The following is a 5,161-nucleotide window of genomic DNA, read 5'->3' on the forward strand; positions in this document are numbered from 1 at the left end:
CCCCGCACCAGTCACGGCCGACCCACCGCCGGGCAGAACGACACCGCCCCCGGCCGAGCGGCCTGCCTCCGCCGGACGGGCCGGTGGGGCGGAGTTCGCCGCTGCGGAGCCGGACACCACGGTGCGCGGCGCCGAGTACCGCGCCGCCGGCTGGACAGAACACGCGGGCCACACCAGACCCGTAGACCACGCCGCTCAGTCTGCCCATGCCGGACACGGCCCGGGCGGGCACGCGCCCGCAGGTCAGCCTGACGGCACGCTCGGCAACAGGACCGCGGCCGACAACGGCCCGTCGCGCCACGGCGACCCGCACGCCGTCACCCTGAGCGACCGGGACCCGCTCAGGCTCCTGCCCGGTGTCGTGGCCCGCTCCCGCACGGCCGACACCCGGGACAGTCACCGGGACATCCCCGTCTTCCCCGGCTAGCACGGGGAGACCGCCGCCCTCCGGTGCCGCTCCATGGAACAGCCCTCGGTATCCCATCGCCCGGGGCGGGAGCGCCAGGGCCCGTGCGACCCACCCGTGCGACCCACTCCTGGCTCACCGACGAGAGCGCACCCCGCACCCCGGAGAGCCGGGCCCTGAACAGGGCCCTTGCACTCCCCTGGGGGTGTCAGACGGGCCTCACCGGGTCAACCCCAGCCCGGTGAGGCCCCTCACCCCAGGCACGCCGTGCCAGAGAGCGCGGCATCATGTGACAGGTATCACCGCTCAGGTGTGACCCTCGATTTAGAGGCCCCCCGCAAGCAGCGATAACCTGCGAGACGGACATGCCGCGCGCTCGGACACCGTGTGCGCCTCCCTTGTGACAGACAGCGGACGTCACGTTGCCCTCGCGGCACGCCCACGCAGACAACGAACCGCGAGATCACTGATAGGGACGGAAGCGCGTGGACCTGTTCGAGTACCAGGCGAGGGACCTCTTCGCCAAGCACGATGTACCGGTGCTGGCCGGTGAAGTCATCGACACGCCTGAGGCGGCCCGCGCAGCCACCGAGCGCCTCGGTGGCAAGTCCGTCGTCAAGGCCCAGGTGAAGGTCGGCGGCCGTGGGAAGGCCGGTGGCGTGAAGCTCGCCGCCACTCCCGACGAGGCCGTCGAGCATGCGACCAACATCCTCGGCATGGACATCAAGGGCCACACGGTCCACAAGGTGATGATCGCCGAGACGGCCCCGGAGATCGTGGAGGAGTACTACGTCTCCTTCCTCCTGGACCGTGCCAACCGCACCTTCCTCTCCATCGCCTCCGTCGAGGGCGGCATGGAGATCGAAGAGGTGGCGGCCACCCGCCCCGAGGCCGTCGCCAAGACGCCGATCGACGCCAACGAGGGTGTCACCGAGGCGAAGGCCCGCGAGATCGTCGAGGCCGCGAGGTTCCCGGCCGAGGTCGCCGACAAGGTCGTGAACGTCCTCGTCAAGCTGTGGGACACCTTCATCAAGGAGGACGCCCTCCTGGTCGAGGTCAACCCGCTGGCCAAGGTCGCCTCCGGTGACGTCATCGCCCTCGACGGCAAGGTGACCCTCGACGAGAACGCCGAGTTCCGTCACCCCGACCACGAGGCCCTCCAGGACAAGGCCGCGGCCAACCCGCTCGAGGCCGCCGCCAAGGAGAAGAACCTCAACTACGTCAAGCTCGACGGCGAGGTCGGCATCATCGGCAACGGCGCGGGTCTCGTCATGAGCACCCTGGACGTCGTCGCGTACGCCGGTGAGGCGCACGGTGGCGTCAAGCCCGCCAACTTCCTCGACATCGGTGGTGGCGCCTCCGCCGCCGTCATGGCGAACGGCCTGGAGATCATCCTCGGCGACCCGGACGTCAAGTCCGTGTTCGTCAACGTCTTCGGCGGCATCACCGCCTGCGACGAGGTCGCCAACGGCATCGTGCAGGCGCTGCAGCTGCTCAAGGACAAGGGCGAGGACGTCACCAAGCCCCTCGTCGTCCGTCTGGACGGCAACAACGCCGAGCTGGGTCGCAAGATCCTCTCCGACGCCAACCACCCGCTGGTGCAGCGTGTGGACACCATGGACGGCGCGGCCGACAAGGCCGCCGAGCTCGCGGCTGCGAAGTAAGGGACGAGGGACTAAACAGCCATGGCTATCTTCCTCAACAAGGACAGCAAGGTCATCGTCCAGGGCATGACCGGTGCCACGGGCATGAAGCACACCAAGCTCATGCTGGCGGACGGCACCAACATCGTCGGTGGCGTGAACCCCCGTAAGGCGGGCACGTCGGTCGACATCGACGGCAACGAGATCCCGGTCTTCGGCACGGTCGCCGAGGCGATCGAGAAGACGGGCGCGAACGTATCCGTCCTCTTCGTCCCGCCGGCCTTCGCCAAGGCCGCCGTCGTCGAGGCCATCGACGCCGAGATCCCGCTCGCGGTCGTCATCACCGAGGGCATCGCGGTCCACGACTCGGCCGCGTTCTACGCGTACGCCGTGTCCAAGGGCAACAAGACCCGGATCATCGGCCCGAACTGCCCCGGTCTCATCACGCCGGGCCAGTCCAACGCCGGCATCATCCCGGGCGACATCACCAAGCCGGGCCGCATCGGCCTGGTGTCGAAGTCGGGCACGCTGACGTACCAGATGATGTACGAGCTGCGGGACATCGGCTTCTCGTCCGCCGTCGGCATCGGTGGCGACCCGGTCATCGGGACGACCCACATCGACGCGCTCGCCGCGTTCGAGGCCGACCCCGACACCGACCTGATCGTCATGATCGGTGAGATCGGCGGCGACGCCGAGGAGCGGGCCGCGGCCTTCATCAAGGAGAACGTGAAGAAGCCGGTCGTCGGCTACGTCGCGGGCTTCACGGCGCCCGAGGGCAAGACCATGGGCCACGCCGGCGCCATCGTCTCCGGCTCCTCCGGCACGGCCGCCGCGAAGAAGGAGGCCCTCGAGGCCGCCGGCGTCAAGGTCGGCAAGACGCCGACCGAGACGGCGAAGCTGGCGCGCGCGATCCTCGCCGGCTGAGCAGCAGCCGCAGAGCTCACAGGTGGGCCCGCTCCCTGCACGGGGGCGGGCCCACCGCTCTTTTCGGATCAGGCGTCTCTTTCGCGGATCAGGCGTCTCTTTCGCGAATCAGGCGTCCTTCTCGTGATCAGGCGTCCTTCTCGTGAAGCAGGACTCAGCGTGGCTGCGGCATCAGCCGGACCGGCCCTCGCAGTTCCTCCTTGCGCAGCTTCGCCCGCAGCTCCTGCTCCGACTCCGACAGCGGTCCGGGCGCGACCCGTGGCGGCACGCCCTCGACGGTCTCGCCCGGCGGCACCGGTGGCTCGTAGCGTGTGGGGGCCGTGCGGGCGGTGAGGGCCGTGGCTCCGATCAGGGCGATCGTGAAGGCGATGGCGGCCCGGGTCCAGAAACGGGCCCGGCGTTCCCCGGTGCGGCGCACGACGAGCGGTTTGGCGGCCCGCAGCCGCTCGATGGAGGCCAGTTCGACCAGCCGCCAGTGGAGCACCTCCGGGTCCGCCAGCTCCGGCAGCCGCTCGGCGATCGCCTCCCGCGCGTGCATCAGCCGGTTGGCGGCCGCGCGGCTGCTCGCCTCCGTCTCCGCAGCCGTCTCCGGCAGGCCGAGACCGACACCGTCGTACAGCAGCAGCGTGCGGCGGTACGAGGGCGGCAGCTTCACCAGGGTGTCCAGCAGCGCGCGGTCGAACGCGTCGGAGGGCGGGGGCTCGGGGTGCCGGTGGCGGAGGCGGAACCGGTGCCACGGGGAGAGGGCGCAGTCGTAGGCCACCGCCCGCACCCAGCCCGCCGGGTCGCGGTCGCGGGCCACCTCGGGCCAGCGCTGCCAGGCGATGTGAAAGGCCCGCTCGACCGCCTCGCGCGCCAGCTCGCGGCGGCCGGTCAGCAGATAGGTCTGCCGGACGAGCGCGGGCGCGCAGAAGGAGTACAGCGCGTCGAAGGCCTGATCGGGGGTCAGGGCGGCGGCCGCGTCATCCGGCCGCCGCGGGGCCGCCGCGCGGGCCGGGACGGGGCGCCGCCCGGTGACGGCGGCGCTGTCGCGGTCTGTGACGGCGGTATGGYCGTGGTCGGTGACAGCGGCACGGCGGTGGTCGTCGGTGACGGCGGTGCGGGCGCGGTCGGTGCCGATGGCGTGGTTCCGGTCGGCGACGCGGCTGCGTTCGGTGGCAGAGGCGCGGCTGCGGTGGCCGGCTGTGGTGCGGTCCTGGTCCGCGACGGCGGTGCGGCCGCCCCGGTTCCTGCCGGAGGCTCGGCCGCGATCCCCGGCCGGGGGGCGGCTCCGATCGCTCCCGGTGGCGGTCCCGCGCTCCGTATGAGGCGGTGTCACGTCCGCCTCCACACTCAGTGAGTTCAGCAGCTTCGCGTACTTCTCGCCTTTCCGGCCGCGCGGCGTCGAGCGGCCGGTCTCCCACCCGCGCACCGTCTCGCTGGTGACGCCCACCCGGGAGGCCAGCTGAGCCCGCGTCAGCGAGGCGGCCTCGCGCAGGCGTCGGCGTTCCTTGGGCGGGGGGAGCGGGGTGGCAGCGCTCTGTGTCACCGGACGCCCCTCCGTACGGAAAAGTACATAAACGTATATTGAGCGACACAGCGGTGGTTCGCCTGTTACGACGGGAAAGCGCGTGTCGTTGGGAGCATGGCGGACGTGATCGAGATGACCGCTCGCCGACGTCCGCCGTCGCCCCTGCTCACCCGGATGCGCGACCGTTCGCCCGGACTGGGCGGCGCCCTCACGGCCGGCGCGGTCGCGGCAGGACTCGGACTCGCGTCGTTCGCCGTGCTGGTGATGATGTTGTGGATCACCTCGCCGTATCCCGACAGCGGGCCCGGTGGCGCGCTGCACGTGGCGGCGGCGCTGTGGCTGCTGGCCCACGGGGCCGAACTGGTCCGCACCGACACGCTCGCCGGCGTCCCGGCCCCCGTGGGCGTCCTGCCGCTGCTGCTGCTCGCGCTGCCGGTGTGGCTGCTGCACCGGGCGGCGCGGGACGCCACGGACGGCGGGGCGGCGGACGGGGACGACGGTACCGGCGAGGACGTCGAGGCTTTCGAGGGCATCGCGGTGGCCGGACCGCCGCTGGTCTCCCCCCGTACCGCGTGGGCGGGTGTCGTCCTCGGCTACCTCACCGTCGCCGCGCCCGCCGCCCTGTACGCCGCGGGCGGTGCACTGCGGCCGTCGTGGGTGTGGACGGGGGTGTGC

At 71.7% G+C, this 5,161-nt stretch carries 4 protein-coding genes and 1 pseudogene; 4 read left to right on the forward strand and 1 reads right to left on the reverse strand.

The genetic code is table 11. The features are described from left to right. The 3 genes and pseudogenes from CA983_RS46455 to sucD all read left to right on the forward strand — a co-directional run. Positions 1-427 (forward strand): annotated as a pseudogene (locus CA983_RS46455) (hypothetical protein); the annotation flags it as partial. 464 nt (positions 428-891) lie between these two features. After that, positions 892-2,070 carry an ADP-forming succinate--CoA ligase subunit beta gene (gene sucC / locus CA983_RS40510; RefSeq protein WP_086605680.1) on the forward strand — a complete coding sequence of 393 codons (1,179 nt, stop codon included), beginning with the start codon at positions 892-894 and terminating at the stop codon, positions 2,068-2,070. A gap of 21 nt (positions 2,071-2,091) precedes the next feature. Then, a complete protein-coding gene (sucD, locus tag CA983_RS40515) occupies positions 2,092-2,976 on the forward strand; it encodes a succinate--CoA ligase subunit alpha (protein ID WP_010036416.1) in 885 nt (294 codons plus the stop codon). Positions 2,977-3,130: 154 nt separating this feature from the next. Here the strand turns inward: sucD and CA983_RS40520 are convergent, their stop codons facing one another. After that, positions 3,131-4,504, reverse strand: coding sequence for a helix-turn-helix domain-containing protein (locus tag CA983_RS40520; protein WP_086605681.1), 1,374 nt, complete (start codon positions 4,502-4,504; stop codon positions 3,131-3,133). A 96-nt stretch (positions 4,505-4,600) separates the two neighbouring features. Between CA983_RS40520 and CA983_RS40525 the strand changes: the two genes are divergently transcribed. Continuing rightward, positions 4,601-5,161: cell division protein PerM (locus CA983_RS40525; protein WP_244207309.1), on the forward strand; the 561-nt coding region annotated here is incomplete at its 3' end.

The sequence above is a fragment of the Streptomyces swartbergensis genome (assembly GCF_002148965.1).
In the GTDB taxonomy this organism is placed as follows: domain Bacteria; phylum Actinomycetota; class Actinomycetes; order Streptomycetales; family Streptomycetaceae; genus Streptomyces; species Streptomyces swartbergensis.